The 23,042-nt window shown below is 66.8% G+C and carries 23 protein-coding genes and 1 tRNA gene; 8 read left to right on the forward strand and 16 right to left on the reverse strand.

All coding sequences use genetic code 11. The features are described from left to right. Positions 1-29: 29 nt before the first annotated feature. From LVY72_RS12635 to LVY72_RS12660, 6 genes are all read left to right on the forward strand, one after another. A complete protein-coding gene (locus tag LVY72_RS12635; RefSeq protein ID WP_237821352.1) occupies positions 30-1,253 on the forward strand; it encodes an NAD(P)/FAD-dependent oxidoreductase in 1,224 nt (407 codons plus the stop codon). 47 nt (positions 1,254-1,300) lie between these two features. Continuing rightward, a complete protein-coding gene (gene folP / locus LVY72_RS12640; RefSeq protein ID WP_237821470.1) occupies positions 1,301-2,197 on the forward strand; it encodes a dihydropteroate synthase in 897 nt (298 codons plus the stop codon). Then, positions 2,194-2,970 carry a pyrimidine reductase family protein gene (locus tag LVY72_RS12645; RefSeq protein ID WP_237821354.1) on the forward strand — a complete coding sequence of 259 codons (777 nt, stop codon included), beginning with the start codon at positions 2,194-2,196 and terminating at the stop codon, positions 2,968-2,970. Before folP ends, LVY72_RS12645 begins: the two co-directional genes overlap by 4 nt. Positions 2,971-3,061: 91 nt before the next feature. Next, positions 3,062-3,997 carry a J domain-containing protein gene (locus LVY72_RS12650; RefSeq protein ID WP_237821356.1) on the forward strand — a complete coding sequence of 312 codons (936 nt, stop codon included), beginning with the start codon at positions 3,062-3,064 and terminating at the stop codon, positions 3,995-3,997. Between the two features lie 32 nt (positions 3,998-4,029). Continuing rightward, a complete protein-coding gene (locus tag LVY72_RS12655) occupies positions 4,030-4,503 on the forward strand; it encodes a tRNA (cytidine(34)-2'-O)-methyltransferase (RefSeq protein ID WP_237821359.1) in 474 nt (157 codons plus the stop codon). Positions 4,504-4,569: 66 nt separating this feature from the next. After that, on the forward strand, positions 4,570-5,157 hold the full coding sequence (locus LVY72_RS12660) for an anti-sigma factor (protein WP_237821361.1): 588 nt from the start codon (positions 4,570-4,572) through the stop codon (positions 5,155-5,157). Positions 5,158-5,215: 58 nt separating this feature from the next. Here LVY72_RS12660 and LVY72_RS12665 read toward each other — a convergent pair whose 3' ends face one another. From LVY72_RS12665 to LVY72_RS12730, 14 genes are all read right to left on the reverse strand, one after another. Further along, positions 5,216-5,974 (reverse strand): PIG-L deacetylase family protein, encoded by a 759-nt coding sequence (locus LVY72_RS12665; protein ID WP_237821363.1) that lies wholly within the window; start codon positions 5,972-5,974, stop codon positions 5,216-5,218. Positions 5,975-5,981: 7 nt separating this feature from the next. After that, a complete protein-coding gene (locus tag LVY72_RS12670) occupies positions 5,982-6,935 on the reverse strand; it encodes an electron transfer flavoprotein subunit alpha/FixB family protein (RefSeq protein WP_237821365.1) in 954 nt (317 codons plus the stop codon). A gap of 12 nt (positions 6,936-6,947) precedes the next feature. Then, complete coding sequence (locus LVY72_RS12675; protein WP_237821367.1) at positions 6,948-7,763, reverse strand: electron transfer flavoprotein subunit beta/FixA family protein; 816 nt, start codon at positions 7,761-7,763, stop codon at positions 6,948-6,950. 180 nt (positions 7,764-7,943) lie between these two features. After that, a complete protein-coding gene (locus LVY72_RS12680; RefSeq protein ID WP_237821369.1) occupies positions 7,944-8,729 on the reverse strand; it encodes a GvpL/GvpF family gas vesicle protein in 786 nt (261 codons plus the stop codon). Next, a complete protein-coding gene (locus LVY72_RS12685; RefSeq protein ID WP_237821371.1) occupies positions 8,726-9,049 on the reverse strand; it encodes a gas vesicle protein K in 324 nt (107 codons plus the stop codon). The genes LVY72_RS12680 and LVY72_RS12685 overlap by 4 nt, the downstream gene beginning before the upstream one ends. Next, positions 9,033-10,046, reverse strand: a complete 1,014-nt coding sequence (locus LVY72_RS24710; protein WP_308190784.1) for a gas vesicle protein — start codon at positions 10,044-10,046, stop codon at positions 9,033-9,035. The genes LVY72_RS12685 and LVY72_RS24710 overlap by 17 nt, the downstream gene beginning before the upstream one ends. A 12-nt stretch (positions 10,047-10,058) precedes the next feature. Beyond that, complete coding sequence (locus LVY72_RS24715; protein ID WP_308190785.1) at positions 10,059-10,496, reverse strand: gas vesicle protein; 438 nt, start codon at positions 10,494-10,496, stop codon at positions 10,059-10,061. Positions 10,497-10,636: 140 nt separating this feature from the next. Beyond that, on the reverse strand, positions 10,637-11,137 hold the full coding sequence (gene gvpO, locus LVY72_RS24370) for a gas vesicle protein GvpO (RefSeq protein WP_308190787.1): 501 nt from the start codon (positions 11,135-11,137) through the stop codon (positions 10,637-10,639). Continuing rightward, on the reverse strand, positions 11,134-11,382 hold the full coding sequence (locus LVY72_RS12705) for a gas vesicle protein GvpG (RefSeq protein WP_237821374.1): 249 nt from the start codon (positions 11,380-11,382) through the stop codon (positions 11,134-11,136). Before LVY72_RS12705 ends, gvpO begins: the two co-directional genes overlap by 4 nt. Positions 11,383-11,385: 3 nt before the next feature. Then, positions 11,386-12,141, reverse strand: coding sequence for a GvpL/GvpF family gas vesicle protein (locus LVY72_RS12710; RefSeq protein ID WP_237821377.1), 756 nt, complete (start codon positions 12,139-12,141; stop codon positions 11,386-11,388). Then, positions 12,138-12,566, reverse strand: a complete 429-nt coding sequence (gene gvpJ / locus LVY72_RS12715) for a gas vesicle protein GvpJ (protein ID WP_237821379.1) — start codon at positions 12,564-12,566, stop codon at positions 12,138-12,140. The genes LVY72_RS12710 and gvpJ overlap by 4 nt, the downstream gene beginning before the upstream one ends. A gap of 80 nt (positions 12,567-12,646) precedes the next feature. Further along, a complete protein-coding gene (locus LVY72_RS12720) occupies positions 12,647-13,828 on the reverse strand; it encodes an SRPBCC family protein (protein ID WP_237821381.1) in 1,182 nt (393 codons plus the stop codon). A gap of 12 nt (positions 13,829-13,840) precedes the next feature. Beyond that, the gene (locus LVY72_RS12725; RefSeq protein WP_237821383.1) at positions 13,841-14,746 is read right to left on the reverse strand and encodes a hypothetical protein; all 906 of its coding nucleotides are present in this window, start codon (positions 14,744-14,746) and stop codon (positions 13,841-13,843) included. Positions 14,747-15,022: 276 nt separating this feature from the next. Next, positions 15,023-16,594: a S1C family serine protease gene (locus tag LVY72_RS12730; protein ID WP_237821385.1), complete on the reverse strand. Its 1,572-nt coding sequence runs from the start codon at positions 16,592-16,594 to the stop codon at positions 15,023-15,025. Between the two features lie 229 nt (positions 16,595-16,823). Between LVY72_RS12730 and LVY72_RS12735 the strand changes: the two genes are divergently transcribed. Both LVY72_RS12735 and LVY72_RS12740 read left to right on the forward strand, forming a co-directional pair. After that, positions 16,824-18,890: a TPM domain-containing protein gene (locus tag LVY72_RS12735; protein ID WP_237821387.1), complete on the forward strand. Its 2,067-nt coding sequence runs from the start codon at positions 16,824-16,826 to the stop codon at positions 18,888-18,890. A 93-nt stretch (positions 18,891-18,983) separates the two neighbouring features. Beyond that, entirely contained in the window at positions 18,984-19,733 is a 750-nt protein-coding gene (locus tag LVY72_RS12740) for a PspA/IM30 family protein (RefSeq protein ID WP_237821389.1), read from the forward strand. A gap of 51 nt (positions 19,734-19,784) precedes the next feature. Here the strand turns inward: LVY72_RS12740 and LVY72_RS12745 are convergent. Together LVY72_RS12745 and LVY72_RS12750 are read right to left on the reverse strand one after the other, a co-directional pair. Continuing rightward, a tRNA-Met gene (locus LVY72_RS12745) sits at positions 19,785-19,861 on the reverse strand. A gap of 52 nt (positions 19,862-19,913) precedes the next feature. Further along, positions 19,914-22,904, reverse strand: a complete 2,991-nt coding sequence (locus LVY72_RS12750) for a UPF0182 family membrane protein (protein ID WP_372463705.1) — start codon at positions 22,902-22,904, stop codon at positions 19,914-19,916. Between the last annotated feature and the right edge of the window lie 138 nt (positions 22,905-23,042).

Raw genomic sequence — 23,042 nt, forward strand, 5'->3', positions numbered from 1 at the left:
GTGGCGCCGTCCGGACAAAGGAGCACACCATGAGCTCGAACCACATCATCATCGCCGGCGCCGGACTGGCCGGTGCGACCGCAGCCAAGACCCTGCGCGAGGAGGGCTTCGACGGCAAACTCACCCTGGTGGGCGCGGAAACCGAGTATCCGTACCTGCGCCCGCCGCTGTCCAAGGCCTTCCTGGCCGGGAAGGAGTCCGCGGAAGACGGCCAAATCCAGGCACCTGCCTGGTATGACGAACAGGACATCGACGTCAAGCTCGACGAAGCCGTGGACCGGATCGATGCCGCGGCGCACCGCGTGGTGCTCTCGCGCGGCGGCGCCCTGTCCTATTCCAAGCTGCTGGTCGCCACCGGCGCTTCTTCCCGCCGGTTGGACATCTCCGGTGCCGGGCTGGAGGGCGTGCATTACCTGCGGACCATCGACGACAGCCGGGCCCTGCACAATGCCCTGGCCCGCGGCGACCGGCAGCTCGTCATCATCGGCATGGGCTGGATCGGGATGGAGGCTGCCGCCACCGCCCGCCAGCTGGGCAATGCCGTGACCGTGGTGGGGCCGGGCGAGGTGCCGCTGGCCAGCGCGCTCGGACCCCAGATCGGCTCGCTGTTCACCGCCAAGCACCGTGCCGAGGGCGTCGGCTTCCGTACCGGCCGCACCCCGGTGGAAATCGCCGCCGCCGGCGGCAAGGCTGCCGCCGTCGTGCTCGATGACGGCGAGCGTCTGGCCGCGGATTTGGTGCTGGTGGCCGTCGGGGCGGTGCCGAACACGGCGCTGGCGGAGGCCTCCGGCCTGGCCGTTTCACGCGGAATCGACACCGATGGCTCGCTGCTGACCTCCGCCGCGGATGTGTATGCCGCCGGCGACGTCGCCAATGCGTTCCATCCCGTTCTGGGCACCCGGCTGCGCAGCGAACACTGGGCCAATGCGATCGCCCAGGGCACAACGGCGGCCAAGGCGATGCTCGGGCAGGACGCAGTCAATGACGACATCCCGTATTTCTATACGGACCAGTTCGACATCGGGATGGAGTACTCCGGTTTTTTCCCGTGGGCGACCAGCGTTCCGGTGATCCGCGGAAATCCGGAAAACATGGAGTTCATCGCCTTCTGGCTGCGGGATTCGAAGGTGGTCGCTGGTATGAATGTAAATGTCTGGGATGTGCAGGATGCCATCCAGGACCTGATCCGTTCCGCACGCCCTGTCAGCGTCGCGGAACTGTCCGATCCGGCCAAGGAGTTGACCAGCCTGTGACAGTACCCGACGTCGCCGAAGGACCGCCGGGAGCCTTCCTGCCCGGAATGCTGCACCCGGTGCACGCCTTCGGAACGCGGACGATCGATTTCCGCCGGCAGGTCGCCCTGATGGCCATCATCAACCGGACGCCCGATTCCTTCTACGACGCCGGCAGGACCTTCGCCTACGACGCGGCCGTGGACACGGCGCTGCAGGCCGTGGCCGACGGCGCGGACTGGGTCGATATCGGCGGGGTACCGTTTGCGCCGGGACCGGAACTGCCCGCCGCCGAGGAGGCGGCACGGATCGTGCCGGTCATCGCGGCGATCCGGGCCGCCTCGGACGTCATCATCTCGGCGGACACGTTCCAGCCGGAGGTCGCCGAGGCGAGCATCCGGGCCGGGGCCAACGTCATCAACGACACCACCGGCCTGCGGAACAAGGACCTGGCCGCCGTGGTGGCAGCCGGCGGCGCCCATGTGGTCATCACCCATTCGCTGGCCGCGCCGCGCACGGCCTACCCGCGGCCGCAGTACCACGATGTGGTCAAGGAGGTGGCCGATTTCCTCGCCCGCAAGGTGGACCTGGCAGTGGAACTGGGGATTCCTGCCGAAAAGATCATCATCGACCCGGGCCATGACCTGAACAAGAACACGCTGCATTCGCTGGAGCTCACCCGGCGGTTCGCCGAAATCGCGGGCCTGGGGTTCCCGGCACTGGCGGCTGTTTCCAACAAGGACTTCATCGGCGAAACACTGGCTGCGCCCAAGCAGGACCGGCTGGCCGGGTCCCTCGCCGCGGCGGTGATCTGCATCATGAACGGCGCCCGGATCGTCCGCATGCACAATGTCCCGGAGGCCAATGCCGCCGTCCGGCTGGCCGAGGCGGCGTTGGGCTGGCGGCCGCCTGCCTACCTGAAGCACAACATGGGCGACTTCAACCTCCCGGCCGGCCAGGGATGAACGGCTCCGCCGGGCTGCGGGCCATCAACCGCGTATATCCGGACCCGGTCCGGGACGCCACCGACGCACAGCTGCTGGACTGGTACGCGGTTCCGGCCCGGGAGCAGCCGTGGGTCAGGTTCAATTTCGTTGCCAGCCTGGATGGAGCCGCCACCCATGAAGGCCGCGCCGGCGGGCTGGGCGACGCGGTGGACCAGCACGTCTTTATGCTGCTGCGGCGGCAGGCGGACGTCATCCTGGTCGGTGCCGGAACCGTGCGGGCGGAGGGCTATGCCGGCCCGCTGCTGTCCGAAGCGGACTGCCGCTGGCGCCTGGCGAACGGCCTGCCGGCCCATCCGGGCATCGCCGTCGTCTCCGGCTCGCTGGATCTGGACCCGGACGGGGCGTTCTTTGCCCAGGCTCCGGTCCGGCCGCTGCTGCTGACCACGGCCCGCGCCGACGCCGGACGGCGGCGGGCGCTGGCGCCGGTGGCCGACATCGTCGATGCCGGCACAGAGTCCGCCGAGCCTGCCTTGATGGTGGCGGCACTGGCTGCCCGCGGCCACCGCAGCATCCACAGCGAGGGCGGCCCCGTGCTGTTCGGCGCTTTCCAGGCCGCAGGGCTGGTGGACGAGCTGTGCCTGACCGTGTCGCCCGTGCTGGCCGGCGGGACCGGAAAGCGGATTGCCGACGCGGTGACCGAGCATCCGCTCCAGCAGCTGGAACTGGTGCATATCCTCGAATCCGGCGGCATGCTGCTGCTGCGCTACATAAAGGCCGGCCGCCGCGCCTGAAGACGCCCGCCGGGGCGCGGAACGGGCGCGGCCGCGCAGACGTTGAATCAGGGCAGACCAACGTTCCGTTTCCACTGAGAAAGGCATCTGTGTGACTCCCCCATCCCACTACGACATCCTGGGGGTGCCCACCAACGCCACCGAGCGGCAGATCAAGGCCGCCTACCGCCGGGCGGCCCGGGCCACGCACCCGGACCACGGCGGCGACGCCGCCCATTTCCGCGAGGTCACCCTGGCCTACGAGGTGCTCCGCGATCCGCAGGCCCGCCGGCAGTACGACCGCTCCTACGGCGCCTCCGGCCCGGCTCCCCGGGCCCCGGAGGCTTCCTCGCCCTCGGCCTCCTATACCGCGGGCCCGGCCTTCACCACCCGGGTCCGCCAGCCCGGGGACCGGGCGGACGCGGCGGCCGTGTACGTACCGTCCTACGACACCGCCGAGGCCTCCAGCACGGTCCCGTTCGAGGTGGCCCGGCAGCAGATCCACGGCGTGCCGCGCAAACGGGGCGTCTTCGGCGCCGCCTCCAGGCTGCAGCGCGAAGCCCGCACGGTCGCGCTGCTGTCCCAGCAAATCCTCACCAGCATGCCGTCGGCGCGGCTGGTCAACGGACTGCATTCACCCGGGGAACACGGCTACATCGACCATGCCCTGCTGGCGGGCTACCGGTTGGCGCTGGTGGATTCGATGCTGCTGCCCAAGGGTATTTTCCGCTGGGACGGCTACACGCTGCACAAGGACGGCCGGGTGGTGGAACCGCCGCGGCTGGCACCGGCGGTCCGGCGGATGCAGGACCTCTTCCCGGAGCTCAATGTGCAGGGCTGGACAGTGATCCACAGCCCCGACGGCAACCTCCACGAACCCGTGGTGGACTATGCCCGCGGCTACGACCCCAGCGGGCAGAACCTGGTCCATGTGGTCAATGCCGCCCGGCTGGTGCGCGAGCTCAAGCAGTTCCTCGCCTCGGGCCCGGCTCCCAACACGGTGCACGTGCCGTCGCTGGCCCGGCTGCTCGCCGGCATGCACCGCTGAGGCCGGCCGGCGGCGGGCATAAGATGGAAGCCGTGTTCCGCATCCTCTTCTATACCCCCGAAATTCCCGGCAATACCGGCAACGCCATCCGGCTGGCCGCCGTTACCGGCGCCGAACTCCATCTGGTGGAGCCGCTGGGCTTCACCTTCGAGGACGCCAAACTGCGCCGGGCGGGACTGGACTACCATGACCTCGCCGTCGTCCACGTCCACCAAACCCTCGCAGACGCCTGGCAGGTGCTGCAGCCGGAAAACGTCTATGCCTTCACCTCGGAAGGGGAGCACTCCTATACGGACATCAGCTACGCTCCCGGCGACGTGCTGATGTTCGGGCCCGAATCCGTGGGCCTGCCCGAGGACGTCAAACAGGACGCGCATGTGACCGCGCGGGTCCGGCTGCCGATGCTGCCGTCGCTGCGGTCCCTGAACCTGGCCAATTCGGCCTCCATCGCCGTCTACGAGGCGTGGCGCCAGCACGGCTTCGCCGGGGCCCAACTGCGGGGCTGATTCCAGCCGCGCCCGCAGCTTTCTCCTCCCCCACCGGAGCGCGCCACCACCGTATGCTGGGCATATATGGAAACGCCAGCAACACCGGACAGCAATGACGCACGACGCAGGGACCCCGACCCGACCGAGCAGGGACCGGACGCCGACGACAATTCCGTTCTACACGCGGACCAGCTCACCGCCGACGACGATGCCAGTGGAAAACGGCCGACGCCGCCGGCAGCCAAATGGCTGCTGGCCGTCGTGGCCCTCATTGTCATCGTCGTTGGCGGAATCGTGCTCTTCCAGACCTTCGGCGGCCGGTCGGCCGAGGACGCAGTACGCCAGGCGCCTGATGTGGCCAGCACCTCGGTGCAGGCCTCAGCCGGCACCGCCACGGTCGAGGTCTCACGCAGCGAGGACGCCGCCGTCGTCACCTTCAAGAATCTGGCCGCCCCGGGCCGCACCGAGGTCTACCAGCTGTGGATGATTCCCGCGGACGGCTCCGCGCCCATCTCGGCCGGGATGCTCAGCAAGGAAAACATCGCCGGCAGCAAGCCGGTCGTGCTGGAAAAAATTGCCGGCAGCAAGGAAGCGGCTGTGACGCTGGAACCGCCCGGCGGCTCGCAGTCCCCCACCCCGCCCTTCGCACTGACCATCCCGCTGACCAACTGACACCGCAGCAAGGTGCGCGGCGGGCGACTGGTTCCCGGCCGCCCGCCCCACGCCACGGTCAGAAGCCGGCGAAGGTAGCCGGCGTATTGATTCCGACCACGTGGAAGACCTCGGCACTGCGGCCCTCGCGCAGACCGCCGCGGGCCGCGTTGTCCTGCAGATTGCTCCGGACCGTGGCGTCCATCCGGTCCAGGTCCGGATGCTGGCTGGAGTGGATGCGGATCGCGGCCAGTTTGGCGTCGACATAGTCCGTCACGTCCACGAAGTGGTTGTCCCGTTCCCTCGGCCCGCCGTAGAACCACAGGTAGGGAACCTTGTAGGCGGCCAGCCCCGCCTCGGCCAGTTCCGGGTAGGCGTAGGGGTTCTCCACCGCCGGATAGACCGCCCGGGTGACCGCCTCGCCGCAGGCCAGATGGTCCGGGTGGCTCTTCTGGATCCGATCCCAGGCCCGCTCCGGATGCATGGCCATCACCACGTCCGGACGGATCTCGCGGATCAGCCCCACCACCTGCTTGACCACCTCGTGGCTGGCTTCCAGGTAGCCGTCCCGCTGGCCGAGGTAGCGGATGTCCTCCACCCCGACGATGGCGGCGGCCGAGGCCTGCTCGCGCGCCCGCATCGCGGCGATGTCGGGGCGGTGCGACTCGTCGAAGCCGCCCGCGTCGCCGTCGGTCATGATGCAGTACACCACCTTGACGCCGGCAGAGGTCCAGCGGGCAATGGTGCCGGCCGCGCCAAAGTCCACATCGTCCGGATGCGCCGCGAAGACCAGCACCTGGCGGATGCCGGCTTCGGGCCTGAAACCGCCCTGTTCCACGCCGGCCCTAGCCCTTCCGCTTCCTGATTTCCCCGGCGGCCTGCGGCAGCACCTGGAACAGGTCCCCCACGACACCGAAATCCGCAATCTCGAAGACCGGGGAGTCGGCGTCCTTGTTCACCGCCACGATGACCTGGGCGGTCTGCATGCCGGCCTTCTGCTGGATGGCGCCGGAGATGCCAGCGGAAATGTACAGCTGCGGCGAAACCGTCTTGCCGGTCTGGCCAACCTGGGCGGAGTGGTCGATCCAGCCGGCATCGGTGGCGGCACGCGACGCGCCGACCGCGCCGCCGAGGGCGTCGGCCAGCTCCTCGATTGGCCCGAAGTCGCCGTTCACGCCCCGCCCGCCTGCGACGACCACCCGGGCTTCGCCCAGGTCCGGACGTCCGCTGGCCGGCTTGGCGCTGCGTTCGGTGACCCGGGCGGCGGGACCGGGCTCGCCGGGGTCCACCTCGACGACGACCGGCATTCCGGTTCCGGTTCCGGCGGCCGCCTCGATTGAGTTGGCCTTGACCGTGATCAGCGGCGTACCGGTGGTGACCTTGGCGACCACCGTATAGGCACCGGCGAGCACGCTCTTGGTCACCGACAGGTCCGGTGCCACCGCGATGGCGTCCGTGACCACGCCGGAGGAGAGCTTGATGCCCAGCCGGGCGGCGGTTTCCTTGCCTTCGTAACTGTTCTCCAGCAGCACCGCGGCCGGTGCCGCTTCGCGCACCACGTTGGCCAGGAAGGCCGCATTGGGTGCGACGAGGCTGTCCTCCAGCTGCGCCGCCGGCTGGTAGACGGTGGCGGCGCCATAGCCGGCCAGCTCGGCGAGCAGCGCCTCGTCCGGCGGGCTGCTGACGGCGGCGGCGGGCTCGCCCAACGTACCGGCCAGGGTGAGCAATTCGCGCTGCACCTTGTGCAGGGGGCCGTCGGGAGAGTCGATGAATACCAGGATCTTTGCGGTTCCAGCCATGTCCATGTCCTCCTACAGCAGCTTCCGGGAGGCGAGGAAATCGACCAGCTTGATGCCCGCGTCGCCCTCGTCCGTGATGATAGTGCCCTGTCCGCGCGGCGGCCGCGCTTCGGCGGACAGGACCGTGGTCCAGGCGCCGGTCCGGCCGACCTGGCCCGGGTCCAGGCCCAGGTCGGACAGCGCCAGTTCGGCCACCTTCTTCTTCTTCGCCGCGATGATGCCTTTGAAGTTCGGGTACCGTGGCTCGTTGATCTGATCCGTCACGGACACCAGCGCCGGCAGCTGCGCCTGCACGGTTTCCGACTCCTGGCCGTCGTCCCGCCGGGCCGTCACGACGCCGCCGTCGACCTCAAGCGAAGCCGCGAAGGTCAGCTGCGCCAGTCCCAGCCGCTCCGCCAGCTGCGCCGGAACCAGCGAGGTCTCACCGTCGGTCGATGCCATGCCGGTGAGGACCAGGTCCACCGGGCCAAGGCTCCTGATAGCTGCCGCGAGCACCAGCGACGTGCCGGATGCATCCGAGCCGGCCAGCGCCTCGTCGGTGACATGGACACCGTCGGTGGCACCGAGCTGCAGCGCCTTCTTGACCGCGTTGACCGCCGCGGCCGGGCCCACAGTCAGGGCAGTGACCGTGTTGCCGGCCTTCGCGCCGCCGCGGGCTTCAATCAGCTGCAAGGCAGCCTCGATCGCATATTCATCCAGTTCGGACAATATGCTCTCGGAGCGGTCGACTGTATGACTGTTGGCGGTCAAGTGCCGGTCGAACTGTGTATCCGGTACGTACTTGACCAGAACCACTATCTTGAGCGCAGAGTTGTCTGCCTTGTGCATCGTTGTCCGTCTTCCTTCCGCGGTAAGCCGCAGCCCGGGGCCATGTCATGCGCCGGGCGACCGCATCCGAGGCCCGGTGTGCCAGCGGCTGCGAACGTAGCTAACCTTACCGGCACGCCGCCGGGAACCGGGATTCGTCCTCTTCGTGCGGGCCTGGCCGTTGCCCGGGCAGACCGGTCCCTAACCCGGGTTCAGCTCCGGTACGTCGGCAAAGGAATATGGTGGCCACGGCCCGAGAAACCGGATCTGCGCAGCCTGTTCTTCCGCGGCGATGGCGCTCAATTCGCCGCCGATCGCCGTCACCGCACTCCTCGGGACCAGCAGGGCGATGTTCAGCACGGAGACAGACGCCGGGGGCTGGTGCGCATGGCGGTTCTCGGCAAGATCCTCGGACAGCGTGGCCAGACGGCGGCGGTACTGGGGATAAAGCCGGCCCGCCAGACGTTCAGCAATGCCGCGCTCCATACCGTCCAGCCGCTTCCGCAACAGCCTCTGGACTCCTGCCGGCCGATGCTGCATTTCCTCCCGCAGGGCTGCCACCTCCGGATCATCCCCGGCGGCCAACTGCTGGTCCAAGGAGATTTCCACCCGCAGTTCGACCCGTTCCCGGAGCGCGTCGAGCCGTCCGGCCAACGCCGGGCCGGAGGCTGCCAGCCACTGGGCGAGGCGGGCCGAGGCCGGCATTCCGTCACCGGGCGCAACGATAACGTTGAAGCTCATCGGCAGCACCGTCCCGGCCTGCTCCCAGCAGCGCTCAACCACGTTGCTGTGCTCCAGTATCCAGCGTTGGACGTCGTCATCGGCGCCGCTGTAGGGGGCCCGGCGATGTTCGTGCACGACGGCGGCGGGCCCGCCCCCCGCGGCCACCAGCTTGAGCGGGACATCGTCAATGCCGGTCCCAAGCGCCAGCGCGGGAAGGGACCCAGGTATGACGGCGTAAACATACAGGCCAGGTGAGTCCGTCATCTGATGGAATCGCCCTGTTCCCGGGCCCAGCGCTGCGGATTGATCAGTTTATCCACGACGTCATCGACAACCTCGTCCAGCCCGCGGCGCAGCTCCGCCACCGACCCGGTAATGCCATGGTCCTTCTTGATCTGCTCCATCGCCTCGTCCAGCTCCAGCAGGGCGTTGCCCAAGCGGTCCTGTTCCTCCTCGGTCAGGCCCCCGCCTTCGAGCCGGCGCAGCGCCTGGTTCTCCAGCGCCTCCTGGATCACTTCCACGAGTGTCACTACGAGCGTCAGCACACCGTTCTTCAGGCTGTCCTCGTCAACTCTCAGCATCATCAACCTCCGGCACACCTGTGTCCCTGCGGCCCGCCCGGCTCACGCCCCGCAGCAACATCGCCCACTGCTCCGCCCTGGCACTGGCAAGGCGGATTGTTCCTTCGGCCGTTCCTAGGATCAGGATAGAGGAAATTCCTGCCGGCAGCCGTGCCTCGTCCGTGCCGGCAGACTCGATACCGGCGGCCGTGATCTCGTCGGGCTGCAGCCGGATCGCGGGCCGGCGGTCGCGAGGGTCCTGCCAGGTGAATCCTTCCTGGACGTCGTACCTACCCGTGCCACCGCGCCACACGGGGCCGGTGGCACGGATCTCCTGATACCAGAGGTCGCCCTTGAACAGCAGCGTGTCCGGCTCCTCCGCGCCGTCCCCGGCCTGGCTGCTGCCGAAAGCCGGTGCGCCGGCGGCAATTTGCCCGGTGCCGTCCAAGCGGTTGCGCACCAGGTCCTTGAGCCGCGCCGGCTCGGCAGCAGACAAAAGCGCCGCGGCGCCGTCGTCGGTCCGCACCAGCAGCCGGGTGCGGATTGCTCCGCCCACGGAAGGCTCGGTCCGCAGTTCCAGGCCGGATACCGCTCCCAGGGCCGCCTGCCACAAGACCTCCGGTGGCTCACGGCGGCACACAATCAACCGCTCGGTGGTGAGGTAGATGCGGCCTTGCCGCCACGTGGCGGCAGAGCTGGATGGATCCTGCCAGTAGTACCCGCCGGCCATCCCGGCCACGACGTCCTCGTCTGGACGCAGCAGCACTTGCCGCGCCACGGAGTCCCTGACCCAGGCGCGCGTGCGTTCATCCCAGCCGTTCATCATGCCGTATTCGAGCATTGTCTCCATGCCGGCGATGGCAGCGCGCAGGCTGATGCCGATGAGCGGGATGTCGGCCACGGTAATGACCAGGTCCAGATCCAAATAGACACCCTTGTTCAGCAGGGCATCAACCAACTCCGACAAGGTAGCCTGAGGATCCCGTGTAGGCTGCATGTCCTCATCGCGGCCGGTATCCATTTACCCTCCGGCTTACTCTTCGGTGTGCGTCCGGCGGTGCTTGGAACCGTCATCGCCGCCGGAACTGTCCTCCGACGAGCCGAGCCGGGGCCTCCCGCCCGCGGTGTCGGAATCCTCGGCTGCAAGGGCCCGGGCGCTCTTCCAGCCGCACCAAGGGCAGGACTCGTTCAACAGCTCCTCAAGGGGAACCCTCTTGCCACATTCGGGACAGGTCTCCTTTTCCTCGGTCGCGTCCTTCCAGGCGAGAGTGCCCCGGTCGGTGCCGGCCGGGAATTCCAGACCATAGCGGGCGGCGGTCTCAAACGATGCCAAGGCAGCACGGATACGGATACCCAGAAGTTCGACGCCCGCCACGGACACCATGATGTCGGCGTTGATCACCAGGCCCTTGTCAAGCAGCGTCTCAATAACGTGTGTGAGCGTCCCTTCCCGGCTGCGCTGCGGCTCCATGATCTGGCCGCGGGGCGTGCCCGGAACAAGACGACCTTGTCCCGGCGGACCGCCTGCGTTGCTCAGAGTCATGTTCGCCTCGTCTGGATCTAGGTAGCCTTCCCTCGACTATGGCCTGCCTGTTTCTGTCCGGGGCCTGGCTAGTCCCCGCGCGGGCGGCCGCGCACATAGCGGGAACCGCGTGCATACGAAACCAGTTCGCCGCCGCTGTCCAGAACCACCTTGTATTCGGCCAGCAGATCGCTGGTGCTCGGAACGTGACGGCTTTCCACTACTTCCACTACCACGGTCCAACCGCCGTCGTCATTTTTGCTGATGCCGACGATACCTTCAGCCTCCCTGCTCGTCAGCATCTCCAGCTGTGACATGGCTGCCCGCGCTGCCTTCACTGCGCTGATCCTGGTACCGCCCCGGCCAGGATGATGCTCGGCCTCGCCACGCCCGCTGTCCCCCTCCCTTGCACGGGCATGGTGCTCCGGGGACGGCCTGCCGCCGGTACTGCCGGAACTGGTTTCGGAACCATCGGCGCGGCCCTCCGCGGGCTTCCGAGGTTCAGCTCGGCGGACAGGCTTCTCCCCGATGCTGCCGCTGCGGGACGGAGGCTTCCTGGTGGCGCTCTGCTCCTCGACCATGCGGATCATCCCTCCCGACGTGCGCGCCTGCCGGCTTCGATCAGCCTGCCCACCAACTCCTGTTCCAAAGCACTGGCTTCCTCTGCCGTGAGGGTACCTGCTGCTTTCGCATCGGCCACTTCCTCGAGCTTACGGCGGATGGTTCCAGGATCGTAGTACTGTCGCTCCGCCTCCTCAAGCACGCGTTCGGCAATCCAGCCCACGCCGCGGACCGGTACCAGCGGCAGGCCCAGGAGCCCGGACAAGAAACCCACAGCCTAAACCTCTCCGACGAAGTCATAGGGAGCCTGCGGACCCAGCAGCCGGAAGGTGATCCGTCCGACGGCATTTTTCGCCAGGTTCTCGACCGCCTGTTCAAACCGTTGCTGGGAATCCTGGTCCACCAAGGCCGCAAGTTCGACGACATCGTCAGCGTGACCGGCCTCCCGGGTCACAGTTTCACGGGCCAAGGGTGCCAGTGCATTCACAATGACGTCGGAATCACCGGCGGCCTTCCGCCGGAGGTCTTCGACCACCAATTCGCCGAGCCGGATCCGGTCAAAGTGAGAAGCTTCCTCGCTCAGGCCGGCGGTAGCCTCGCGCAACCTGGCGACCTCGGGATTCTCGGACACGATCTCGGCGAGTGCCACGTCCCGCACGTAACGCGCCCTTACGGTGAACTGCGCCGCATCCCGGACGCGGCGCAGACCGGCGGCATACACATCCTGCATCGAGGGCAGCACCTGGTCCGTGAGCACCTCTGCGTCCGGGACAACCGTGCCAAAAACCATCGGCAGGACCGGACCTGCTGCGGCGATCCGGTCCAGTACTGCGCTATGGGCCAATAAGTCATCCGGGGTACCTAGGGACTCGACGTCCTCGATCGGCGTGACTACTGCCGCAAAATCGCCGGCGACGCACGTTTCGACCGGGTGTCCCTTCACACCAGACAAGTCCGACGGAACGATGAACTCCGACGGGACTATTCCATACACATATTGACTTGGCATTTGGCTAATCGGATCCTCCTTCATTCGGACTTTCTCGGTTGTGTCCGGCTCGCGGTCTTTTGACGGGGGCGTTCCTCACGTTCCTCATCCGGACGGCCGCGTTGATCATCGTCACCGCCGGTCAGGGCTTCCTTCACGCCCGCGAGCAGGCCGCTGCTCTTCCCTTTGGCACCGCTTCGGTTCAGACCCTCCATCACCTCCGGCAGATCCTTGCCGTGCTGGTAGAGGTCAAGCCTGTTGGTGGCCTCCGCAAAGCGCAGGTAGGTGTCCACGCTGGCAATGACGATGCGGGCGTCAATGGTCAGGATCTCGATGCCGACCAGAGAGACACGGACGTACGCGTCAATCACCAGCCCCTTGTCGAGGATGAGTTCGAGGACGTCCGCCAAAGAACTCGAGTGCGGGCGGTCGATGTATCCACCGCCCCGTTGTTGAGCCATGCTGGTCATCGATGTACCTACTCCCTGAGTGAAGCAGTTCCTCTGTGCGGGGTTTTACTTCCCGCTGCCGGGTCCTGGCACCGCCTTCCTCAACGTCGCCGCGGGACTGGCGCCTCTTCTTCTTCGGTTTCCTCCTCTGGTTCTTCCTCGTAGCCCTCTTCCTCGGCCTCCGGGCCTTCCTCTTCCTCTTCCTCGTAGCCCTCTTCCTCGGCCTCCGGGCCTTCCTCTTCCTCTTCCTCGTAGCCCTCTTCCTCGGCCTCCGGGCCTTCCTCTTCCTCGTAGCCCTCTTCCTCGGCCTCCGGGCCTTCCTCTTCCTCTTCCTCGTAGCCCTCTTCCTCGGCCTCCGGGCCTTCCTCTTCCTCGTAGCCCTCGGCCTCTTCCGCTTCGGCCCGCTCCCGTTCTTCCTCTTCGGCCTTCTCCTGTTCGACAACCTCTTCATGAGTGCGGACGATCTTCTCGTCCCGGATTTCGCCGCGCCAGCCCTCAACGCTGTCAGGATCCAGAATGGTGCTGGTCATGACATGGCGAACGTAGCGCTTCATTTCCACCCTTACCCGGCGCCCTACAGCACGCCAGATCTGCGCGGTCTTCTCGAAGAGGCCCTGGGGGTAGTATTCGACCACGATGCAGATCTTGGTCAGCCGAGGCGCCACTTCATGGAAGGTCACACCACCGTCCAAGTGGCCCTTGGCACCTGTCGACTTCCAGATGATGCGATCATCCGGCACCATCTCTTTGATAGTGGAGTCCCAGCGCCGATGGGAAAGGAAGACCTGCCCCTTGAAGGCAACTTTCCCTTGGTCCTTGTTGTGCTCGACGTTCTCGACTTTCTTCATGAAGTCGGACCACTGCTCGAATTCCGTCCACTGGTTGTAGGCGACCTTGACCGGAACGCCGACCTCGATCCACTCGACGATGTTGGCGAATTTCTGCTGCCGGCTGCCGCGGCCTCCCCCGCCGGTGAAGAGATTCTTGATCTTGTTCTTAACACCGGTCAGCATGCCCTTGGCTGCCCCAACGGCAGGGCTATTCCCCTTCAACCCCGCCTTGGCGGCCCCTACTGTTGCCTCGCTCTTCACGCTTCGCGGCTTGCCTTCGGCGTAGTCTTCGAGGTTGCCGCTCAGACCTTCCACCTTCTCGGAGACCTTGCCCAAGGCGTTGCTAAGCAGGGACTTGCCCAGACTGCCCGCAGCATCCTTCAGACCGTCCAGTGGGCTCTTATCCGTCGATGAGGACGAACCGGTTTTCTCACTCTCAGCCGTTTCAGACATGTCACCTGCTCCTTACTTGGTAGAAGACCTACCGCTTGCGGCTGACCTGCTACCGCCACTGCGAGGAACTGGTTTTCGCTCTCCGGATGCGCTCCTGGCCGCGCCTGCAGCCTTCTTCGGAGCGGCGGCCTTTGAGGCGGCCGCTGTCTTTTCAGCGGAGGCCGACCTGGATGTCGTCTGGCGCTGCTGGCTCGGTTTGCGAGCCGCTTGGCTTTCAGTCCGGGACCCACGACGAGGCGGCTGCTGCCTGCCCTTCGGCTGTTCCTCTTCAGGCTCCTCTTCCTCAGGCTCTTCCTCTTCGGCCTCGGCCTCCGGGTGCTCCTCTTCCTCAGGCTCTTCCTCTTCGGCCTCGGCCTCCGGGTGCTCCTCTTCCTCAGGCTCTTCCTCTTCGGCCTCGGCCTCCGGGTGCTCCTCTTCCTCAGGCTCTTCCTCTTCGGCCTCCGGGCGCTCCTCTTCGGGCTCTTCCTCTTCGGCCTGCCGTCGCTCAGCGCGGCTCTTGAACGGATGGGTAACGGACCTTAGGCCCTTGGCAGCACCGGCACCTGCAGCACCTGCGCCCTCCGCAGCCTTGCCTGCCGCGCCCTTGCCTGCTTCCGCGGCCTCGTCAACACCCGCATTCAACCGGTCTGCACGGTTTTGCAGGTTGCTGCTTACGGATTCAATTCGCTTTGAGGCGCTGGCAATGGCGGCTCCCGTCGCCGCTGCAACCAGCCTGCCCGTAACCTGCTCGGTGAGCTGCTTGGCCTCCGGCGAGGACTGCACCAATTTAGTGACTTGAGCGAGCAACGTTTCCCTGTTGTTCATCACTTGCTGGCCGCCGAGCGTACCGGCAATAGTCATCGCCAGCTTCAGCTTCTTCGTTCGACCGAGCAGATACCCGGCCAGCACCAATGCTGTAACCTTCGCTTTGCCGTCCACCGGAGTCCTCCTTGGATTTTTGGGACCTTTCGGGGGGATCATGCCTTGCGCAGGAGGCAGATCCCGAGCATGAAACTAACGATGCCATACCCTCGCGAGTCTGACTAGTAAGCCCCCTGATTATTTGGCCCTGCTGCCACCCTTTCACCTCCAGCGCAAGCACCAATGCAGAAAGTCTTCCGGTGAGGTGGTGCTGTTGCCCCATCCACCTCACCGGAAGACTTCGATGTGCCGGGAGTATCATGCCGAATGCCGTCGCTGGACGGCTTGGCACGGTCAGCTCTTCGGGGTCTCCCCGAGGGTGACATCCAACTTGCGCTGCTGGCCGTCGCGCACCACGGTCACCGCCACCTTGGAACCGCTGGTGTGCTCGCGGATGGCCGCGGTCAGGGACTGGCTGTCCTCGATCGGCCGGTTTTCAACGTCGGTGATCACGTCTCCCTTCCGGATGCCGGCGTCGGCCGCCGGGGAGCCGGAAACCACATCGGCCACCGCTGCCCCGACGGAGAACTGCGTGTTCTGCGAGGAGCTCTCTGCCGCCTGGGCCGTGACGCTGACGCCCAAATAGCCGTGGCTGGCCTTGCCGTCGGCGATCAGTTCCTTGGCCACACGCTGGGCGTAGTTGCTGGGGATGGCAAACCCGACGCCGATGCTGCCGCTGTCCTGGCTGGAGGAGGCGATGGCCACATTGACGCCGATCAGTTCGCCGGCCGTATTGACCAGCGCCCCGCCGGAGTTGCCGTGGTTGATGGCCGCGTCCGTCTGCATAACGTTCAGGTAGATGCTGCCCTTGTTGTTGGACTGGCCCTGTTCCTGGCCCGGGAACTGGAAGTTGAACTGGTCCTGGGGATTGCTCTGGCTGTTGTCGCCGGAATTCTCCGGAACGGCCGAGGAGGAAACACTGATCGTCCGGTTCAGAGTGGAGATAATGCCGTCCGTCACGGTGCCGCTCAGGCCCAACGGCGAACCGATGGCGATGGCGGTATCCCCGACGTTGAGCTTGTCCGAGTCCGCGAAGGCCACCGGGGTGAGGCCGGAAGCATCGATCTTGATCACGGCCAGGTCGGAGAGCGGATCCGTGCCGACCACCGTGGCCTTGTGCACTTGGCCGTCCTGGGTGCGCACTTCCACCGTCGGATCGGACACGCTGCCGCCAAGGGTCACCACATGGGTGTTGGTGAGGATGTGTCCTTCGGTGTCGAGGATGATGCCGGAACCGGATCCTCCGCTGCTGCCGCCGCTGACCGAGATGGTCACCACGCTCGGCGAGGCCTTGGCCGCCGCCGCGGTGATCTCGTTGACCGAATCCGTGTTGTTGACGATCAGCTGCCCGGACTGGGCGGCAGGGGCGATGGCGACCGGGGATCCGGCGGTCAGGGACTGGCTGCCGACGGCGACAGCACCGCCGGCCAGCCCGGCCAACAGCATTCCGGCCACCAGGGTGCCGGTACCAAAGCGCTTGCGCGACGACGGTTTGGCGGCTTGGAACGCAGCGGTGCGCGGGGTGTGTCCGGCGCCGGGGACCTGCCCGTCACCGGGGCCGTGGAACGAGGCACCCGGGGCATAGGCCCCGTAGCCGGGTGCGCCGTGCTCCGAGGGTCCCGGGGCTGCTGCCGGCGCCGGGCCGTCAGGCCGGTACCAGCCATCCTGCTGGCGGGGTGCGTTGCCGGTTTCCTCGGAAACGGGGCCGATCGGGCGGGTCTGGTTGGCCATGGGCGCGATGGGCTGGGTGTGCTGGGGGTCCGAGGCCGGAACGGGCGGCGCCGCCGCTTCGGCCGGGCCGGACGGTGGCTTCTGCGGCTGCGGCGGCACCGGCCTGTCCGCCGGATCCTGCAGGTTCTCGCTCATACTTATTCCTTTCATCGAACTAAGTCCACTATGCCTGCGCAGTCTGTGACAACTGCCTACATTTGCTGGAAGAAATCTGGGAGCTTGCCGAAAGCTCACGTGGTCCGCTTGTGTGGACGCTCCTTGAAGCGCCCCATAGAATCAAAACCGGATGCAGGCACGGAGAATTCCGGCATCCGCACAACAATCGTCCGGTTCCCGGGGACCGGATCGCAACCGGGGGTTGTCCATGCGATCACTGATCCAGGCTCTCGCGGCGTTTAAGCTGCGGCTGGCCCTGCGACTTGCCGCAGTGGCCGGGCTAGTGGTGCTGCTTGCCGTCCCGGCGGCCGCCCACGCCGAACCACCGGTAACCATTCCGCCAGGCGAGTTCGTGGTGGACAACGCCGGTGTCCTCGGCGACCAGGCCGGCGAGGTCGAAGATGCCGTGCGGAAACTGCAGCAGGATCATGGAATCGGACTGTACCTCGTCTATGTGGACACCTTTACCAACCCGGACAATCCCCGTGAATGGGTGGTCGCAACGGCCCAGAAGAAAGGCCTGGGCAGCTCGGACGCCATGCTGGCCGTCGCCGTCGATCAGCGCGCAGCGCACTTCCAGGCCGGCCAAGGCGGCCCGCTGGCCGGCAAGGAGCAGGCCATCTACCAGTCCGTTGTTCCGGCGCTGGGCCGCAGCGACTGGGCGCAGGCGGGACTGGATGCCGTCGCCGCGGTCGAGGACGCCGCCAGCGGCGGCAGCGGCGCGGTCAAATCCGGTGGCTCCGGCGGATCGCTGGTCCCGGTGCTGCTGGTCGGCGTCGTTGCCGCGGGCGGGGTGGGCACCTACCTCTATGTCCGCAACCGGCGCGGCAAGGCAGCCGGTGGGCCGGGCAAGGCACGGACCGGCGGCCCGCCGCAGGACCCCAACGATGCGCTGAGCGTGGAGCAGCTGCGCCGCAAGGCTTCCAGCCTGCTGGTCGCCGCCGACGACGCGATCAAGTCCAGCGAACAGGAGTTCGGCTTCGCGCTGGCCCAGTACGGCGAGGAAGCCGTGCGGCCCTACCGGGAGGATATCGACGCCGCCAAGCTGCACATGATGGAGTCCTTCAAGCTGCAGCAGCAGCTTGATGACCACGTACCGGACACCGAGGAACAGCAGCGGGCCTGGCTCGGGGACATCATTCGGCGGTGCGAGGCCGTGAATGAATCGCTCGAGCGGCACAAAGCGGACTTCGACGCGCTCCGCAAGCTCGAAGCGACGGCACCGGAGGCCCTGGAAACGGTCCGCGCCGCCGCCCGGACAACCCGGGACCGGCTGGCAGAAGGCACGGACCAGCTACAGCAGCTGCGGGCCGGTTACCTGGACTCGGCGCTGGCCCAGATTGCGGACAATGTGGGCCAGGCCCAGGAACGGCTGGACTTCGCGGAGAGCACCGCGGCCACGGCGCAGGAAAAGCTCGACGCCGCCGACCGCAGCGCCGCCGTCGTCGCCATCCGCTCCGCCGAAGAAGCGGTCCACCAGGCGGACGTGCTGCTCGAGGCGATCGGCAGGACCGCCCGCGACCTCGGCACCGCCCGGCAGGCGCTGGAATCCGCCGTCGCCGACGCCGCCCAGGACCTCGCCCAGGCCAGGGCCCTGGCCGGCAGCGGCCAGCATCCGGAACTGGCCGGTCCGGCAGCGGCCATGGAGGCCGCGCTGGGTACGGTCAAGCAGGCGGTGGCGGCGGGCCGGATCGATCCGCAGGCCGTCCTGCAGAACCTGGACGCCGCCCAGCGGCAGCTGGACAGTGCGCTGGTGGGGGTCAGGGACCAGCAGGAACGCATCCGCCGGGCCCGTGAGCAGCTGCAGCAGGCGATCATGTCCGCCCAGGCGCAGATCGCCGGGACCTCCGACTACATCCGGGCCCGGCGCGGCGGGGTCGGCAGCCAGGCCCGGACCCGGCTGGCCGAGGCCGAACGCCATCTGGACCAGGCCATCCAGGTCGCGGATGCGGATCCGGAGCGCGCCCTGAACTATGCCAACCAGGCCAATGCCCTGGCCCAGCAGGCCAGCCAGCTGGCCCAGCAGGACGTCGACGATTTCAGCGGCATGGGCGGTTTCGGCGGCGGACGCCGCGGCGGCGGCGGAGGCATGGGCGGCGCCATCCTCGGCGGCATCCTGATCGATTCGATCCTGCGCGGCGGCCACCATGGCGGGGGCGGAGGCGGAGGCGGAGGCATTTTCGGCGGCGGCGGCTTCGGCGGCTTCGGCGGAGGCGGAGGCGGGGGCTTTGGCGGCGGCTTTGGTGACAGCGGAGGCGCCGGCGGCAATTTCTAGGTGCCCGGCTCCCCCACCGGCCGGCCCGGCCGGGACAGGGTTTTGATTAGTTGTTCAGGGTTTCCATTGGTAGGCAGAAGGAAGGGCAATATCGTGGTAAAGCAGTCAATATTCGGCCGCATCGCACAGCTGGCCAAGGCCAACATCAACGCGCTGCTGGACCAGGCGGAGGACCCGCAGAAAATGCTGGACCAGATGGTCCGGGACTACAGCAACAACATCGCCGAAGCCGAAAGCGCCATCGCCCAGACCATCGGCAACCTGCGGATGCTGCAGGACGATTACAACGAAGACCTGGCCAATGCCAAAGACTGGGGCAACAAGGCACTGGCGGCGAGCCGGCAGGCAGACAAGTACCGTACCGAGGGCAACACCTTGGACGCACAGAAGTTCGACAACCTGGCCAAGGTCGCCATCCAGCGGCAGATCGCCTCCGAAAACGAGGCCAAGGGTGCCGAGCCGACGATCGCCTCGCAGACCGAAATCGTGGACAAGCTCAAGACGGGCCTGAACCAGATGAAGGGCAAGCTCGTTGAGCTGCAGAGCAAGCGCGACGAGCTGATTTCCCGGGCCAAGATGGCGCAGGCACAGCTGCAGGTCCATGACGCCATCAAGAGTATCGACATCATGGATCCCACCAGCGAAGTCAGCCGCTTCGAGGAAAAGGTCCGCCGCGAGGAGGCCAGGGTCCGCGGCGCCAACGAACTGGCCGCCTCCAGCCTCGACACCCAGTTCGAGAGCCTCGAGGACCTGGGCGAACAGACGGAGATCGAGGCCCGGCTGGCCGCGCTCAAGGCGGGCAACGCCGCGCCGTCGCCCGCCTCGATCGAATCCGGCCAGTAGCGTCTGGACAACAAAGCAGGGCGGTCCCGATCGGGACCGCCCTGCTTTTGATGGTTGCGGGGAGAGGATTTGAACCTCTGACCTCTGGGTTATGAGCCCAGCGAGCTACCGAACTGCTCCACCCCGCGGCGACTCATGCAACTTTACCGGCCGCGGGGTGGGGATGCAAATCCGGACGCGTCAGCGGCTCGGCGTGGGCGTCGGCGTAGGTGTCGCGCTGCCGCCGGTGGACGGAGCGGTTCCGGCGATCTGGGCTTCGGCGTTGATCGCGTCCTGGAGTGCCTTCTGCAGCTTCTGCTGGGCCGTGCCATAGGCAGCGAAGTCGCCCTTGGACAGTGCGGCCTGGCCTTCCTCGATGGCCGCCCGGGCGTTCTGCAGGGCCGTCTGCAGCTTCTCCTGGGCCGTGACCTCCTGGGTGGGAGGCGTCGCCGGCGTCTGGCCGACGTTGCCCTCGTCCCCGGTGGTCGCTCCCGAGTTGCCTTGGAACACCTGGTCCAGCGCCTCGGCCAGGGTCGGCGCGAAGCCCACCTTCTCGCCGAAGCTGACCAGCACCCGGCGAAGCGTGGGATAGGACGAGGCACCGGAGGACTGCACGTAGACCGGCTGGACATACAGCATGCCGCCGCCGACCGGCAGGCTCAGCAGGTTGCCGTTGATGACCTCGGAGGCGCCTTGGCGCAGCAGGTTCAGGGCCTGCGAGACGGTGGTGTCCGAGTTGAACAGGTTCTGGGCCTGGCCGGGGCCCGGAACGGTCACCGACCGCGGCAGCTCAAGCAGCCGCAGCTTGCCGTAGTCCGGGGACTTCTGCCCGTCCTTGCCGATGCCCGCGTCCGCTTCCGCGGCGAGGAAGCCGTAGAGCACGTTGCGCGGTTCTTCGCCGTCGGCCGTAAACGGAATGAACGGCGTGGTCAGCGAGAAGGCTGCGCTGTCCTGCCCGGGCATCTTCAGCGACAGGTAGTATGGCGGCTGCTTGACCGTGGTCTTCGCGCCGAGGGTGGGATCGGTCGGCACGCTCCAGGCGTCCGAGTTGGAGTAGAACCGGTCGACGCTGGTCACGTGGTAGCGGCCCAGCAGCTCGCGCTGGACCTTGAAAAGGTCCTCCGGGTAGCGCACGTGGGACATGAGCTCGGCCGACATCTGGCTGTACGGCTTGAGCGTGGTCGGGAAAACCTTCTGCCAGGCCTTCAGCAGCGGATCCTTGTCATCCCAGGCATACAGGGTGACCGAACCGTCGTACGCGTCCACCGTGGCCTTGACCGCGTTGCGGATGTAGTTCACATCCTGCGGCGGCAGCGCCACGGTCCGTCCGCCGGCGGTCAGCGAGTCCGCCGTGGCCGAGGCCAGCTGCTGCGGGGTGGAGTAGGGGAAATGCTGGCTGGTGGTGTAGCCGTCCACGATCCACTTGACCCGGCCGTCGATGATGGCCGGGTACGCGTTGCCGTCGACCGTCAGGTACGGGGCCACCTTCTCGACCCGGTCGCGGGGATTGCGGTCGTAGAGGATCTGGGATTCGGAATTGACCGCGTCCGAGAGCATGAGGTCGGTGGACTGGAACTTCAGCGCGTAGACCAGCCGGTTGAACCAGTTGCCGACATTCGGTCCGCCGTTGCCGACGAAGGTGTTCTTGGATTCGGTGTCCGAGTCCTCGCTCTGCGGCCGGTCGATCTCCACCGGGGCGGCGCCTTTGGGGCCGCCGACGATCGAATAGTCCGGCGAATACTCGCCGAAGTAGATCCGCGGTTCGTAGGTCTTGTCATTGCCGAGCACACCGGTGGACGGAATGCCCGAAAGCATGAAGGAAGGCTTGCCGTCGGCCTGGACCTTGGAGCCGGCCGCTGCCACCACGCCGTAGCCGTGGGTGAACAAAACGTGCTCGTTGAACCAACCGGCCGGCACGCCCGCGGTGTTCAGTTCGCGCACCGCGATCACGGTGTCCTGGGTTTCGCCGTTGACGTCGTAGCGGTCCACGTTCAGCGTGGGGGCGAACTGGTAGTACTGGCGGAACTGCTCGAGCTGGCCGAATGCGTCCGAGACCAGGTTCGGGTCCAGCAGGCGGATGTTCGCGGTGGTTTCCGCGTCCTTGCGCAACGCCCCAGCCTCCGCGTTCACGGTGGCGTTGTAGGGCGTGACCTCGGTGTCGGTGAGCCCGTAGGCCTGGCGGGTCAGGGCGATGTTCCGCTCGATGTACTGGCGCTCCAGGCTCAGTTCGGAGGGGGTCACCTGGAAGCGCTGGACCACCCAGGGGTACACGCCGCCGGCCAGGATGGCCGTGATCACCAGCATCGCGGTGCCGACCAGCGGCAGCCGCCAGCGTCCCATGACCGCGGCGACGATGAAGAGGATCGCCACGATCACTGCCGCCACGGCAAGGATCGACTTGGTCGGGATGACGGCATTGACATCCGTGTAGAGGGCACCGGCCCACTTGCCCGAAGTGGACTGCAGGGTGCTGTACCGGTCGAGCCAGTAGTTGACCCCCTGCAGGAGCAGGAACAGGGCGGCGAAGACCGCGATGTGGATCCGTGCCGCCGTCGAGGCGAACAGGCCCTTTTCTTCCAGACGGATCCCGCCGTAGAGATAATGCGTCAGCAGGCCTGCGATGCCGGCGATCAGGACCACACTGACCAGGAAGCCGGTCACGAAGCCGATGAAGGGCAGCGTATTGAGGTAGAAGCTGTAGTCCAGGCCGAACTGAGGATCCGCGGTGCCGAACGGCTCCTGGTTGAAGAACAGCAGCACCGTCTGCCACGCGGAGGCCGCGGCCGTTCCCGCAAACCCGCCGAGCACCACCGGAATGCCGATCATCAGCAGCTTCCGCACCGGCTCCAGCTGCGCCTGGTAGCGGTTCAGGTTCTCCTGCAGCGAGCTATCGGGGGCATAGACCGGACGCGACCGGTAGGCGATCCGCAGGCTGAGATAGACCGAGACGGACATGATCAGGAAAGCAGCCAGGAAGATGGCGATCTTGGTGCCGTTTTCCTTCAGGAAGACTTCCAGGAAGCCGAGCTGGTTGTACCACAGGACGTCTGCGTACACCTGGGAGAAGAAGACAAAGCCAACCACCAGCACGGCGACCACAACCAGGGTGGGCACCAAGGCGGAGCGCTTCCGTCCAAGTTTGGTCGGCGGCGTCGGCCGCTCGTCATAGGGCCGGTCTGGTCCGAAAGTCACTCGTTACCTCATCGTCTGGTGCTTAGCTCGCGAAGAACCCCGCGACTGCATGGGAGTATCCCTCGCTTGAACCACGATTGAGCAGCCACAGAGGTTCCGCCTCCTGCCATTCTGCCCTGCCGGTTCCGGCCGGAGCCA

The sequence above is a fragment of the Arthrobacter hankyongi genome, from assembly GCF_022012395.1.
GTDB classification, from domain to species: Bacteria; Actinomycetota; Actinomycetes; order Actinomycetales; family Micrococcaceae; genus Crystallibacter; species Crystallibacter hankyongi.

What these genes read in the sequence shown, in the direction of transcription:
- LVY72_RS12635 (WP_237821352.1), top strand. Translation starts at nt 30, where the DNA reads ATGAGCTCGAACCACATCATCATCGCCGGCGCCGGACTGGCCGGTGCG.
- folP (WP_237821470.1), top strand. Translation starts at nt 1,301, where the DNA reads ATGCTGCACCCGGTGCACGCCTTCGGAACGCGGACGATCGATTTCCGC.
- LVY72_RS12645 (WP_237821354.1), top strand. Translation starts at nt 2,194, where the DNA reads ATGAACGGCTCCGCCGGGCTGCGGGCCATCAACCGCGTATATCCGGAC.
- LVY72_RS12660 (WP_237821361.1), top strand. Translation starts at nt 4,570, where the DNA reads ATGGAAACGCCAGCAACACCGGACAGCAATGACGCACGACGCAGGGAC.
- LVY72_RS12670 (WP_237821365.1), bottom strand. Translation starts at nt 6,935, where the DNA reads ATGGCTGGAACCGCAAAGATCCTGGTATTCATCGACTCTCCCGACGGC.
- LVY72_RS12675 (WP_237821367.1), bottom strand. Translation starts at nt 7,763, where the DNA reads ATGCACAAGGCAGACAACTCTGCGCTCAAGATAGTGGTTCTGGTCAAG.
- LVY72_RS12680 (WP_237821369.1), bottom strand. Translation starts at nt 8,729, where the DNA reads ATGACGGACTCACCTGGCCTGTATGTTTACGCCGTCATACCTGGGTCC.
- LVY72_RS12685 (WP_237821371.1), bottom strand. Translation starts at nt 9,049, where the DNA reads ATGATGCTGAGAGTTGACGAGGACAGCCTGAAGAACGGTGTGCTGACG.
- LVY72_RS24710 (WP_308190784.1), bottom strand. Translation starts at nt 10,046, where the DNA reads ATGGATACCGGCCGCGATGAGGACATGCAGCCTACACGGGATCCTCAG.
- LVY72_RS24715 (WP_308190785.1), bottom strand. Translation starts at nt 10,496, where the DNA reads ATGGAGCCGCAGCGCAGCCGGGAAGGGACGCTCACACACGTTATTGAG.
- gvpO (WP_308190787.1), bottom strand. Translation starts at nt 11,137, where the DNA reads ATGATCCGCATGGTCGAGGAGCAGAGCGCCACCAGGAAGCCTCCGTCC.
- LVY72_RS12710 (WP_237821377.1), bottom strand. Translation starts at nt 12,141, where the DNA reads ATGAAGGAGGATCCGATTAGCCAAATGCCAAGTCAATATGTGTATGGA.
- gvpJ (WP_237821379.1), bottom strand. Translation starts at nt 12,566, where the DNA reads ATGACCAGCATGGCTCAACAACGGGGCGGTGGATACATCGACCGCCCG.
- LVY72_RS12720 (WP_237821381.1), bottom strand. Translation starts at nt 13,828, where the DNA reads ATGTCTGAAACGGCTGAGAGTGAGAAAACCGGTTCGTCCTCATCGACG.
- LVY72_RS12730 (WP_237821385.1), bottom strand. Translation starts at nt 16,594, where the DNA reads ATGAGCGAGAACCTGCAGGATCCGGCGGACAGGCCGGTGCCGCCGCAG.
- LVY72_RS12735 (WP_237821387.1), top strand. Translation starts at nt 16,824, where the DNA reads ATGCGATCACTGATCCAGGCTCTCGCGGCGTTTAAGCTGCGGCTGGCC.